Annotated in this window: 2 protein-coding genes; both read left to right on the forward strand. The window is 62.5% G+C overall.

Annotated features, from left to right (window positions below; genetic code table 11):
- On the forward strand, positions 1-215 hold a 215-nt coding region (locus tag JG676_RS08615; RefSeq protein WP_210328699.1), incomplete at its 5' end, for a hypothetical protein.
- Positions 212-385, forward strand: coding sequence for a hypothetical protein (locus JG676_RS08620; RefSeq protein WP_200217985.1), 174 nt, complete (start codon positions 212-214; stop codon positions 383-385). The genes JG676_RS08615 and JG676_RS08620, both read left to right, overlap by 4 nt.
- Positions 386-397: the final 12 nt, after the last annotated feature.

Raw genomic sequence — 397 nt, forward strand, 5'->3', positions numbered from 1 at the left:
TGTGGGATCTGCGGTTGGAACTGCAGAGCCTCACGCGCGCCGCGCTCGACGCCAAGCCTCGCACCATGAGCGGCCTTGGGGTCTATGCGGCGATCATAGCTCTCGACAGCGACCCCGTCGTCCAACACCACGACCGGCCGGCCGGCAGCTGCGAGCACTTGGCATTCGCCATGGCCAAGGCCTTCATCGCCATAACCAGCGGGGGCGCAGCATGAGCGAGTATCGCAAAACCTACGCTCTGGCCGAACGTCAGCGGTTCGGCGCCATGCTGATAGACAACTTGGGGAAGCTGTCGGACGAAATCGACAAAGCCGCCAAGGTGCTCGACCGTCCGGGTGGGCAATCCGCAACAAGCTCACAGCACCATGCGCATGATTCTCGTTGAGCATCGCATCAT

This window comes from Campylobacter sp. 2018MI34, from assembly GCF_016598975.1.
GTDB lineage: Bacteria > Campylobacterota > Campylobacteria > Campylobacterales > Campylobacteraceae > Campylobacter_D.

Bases quoted from the DNA above. Each gene is read 5' to 3' on its own strand.
- JG676_RS08620 (WP_200217985.1), top strand. From the start codon at position 212: ATGAGCGAGTATCGCAAAACCTACGCTCTGGCCGAACGTCAGCGGTTC.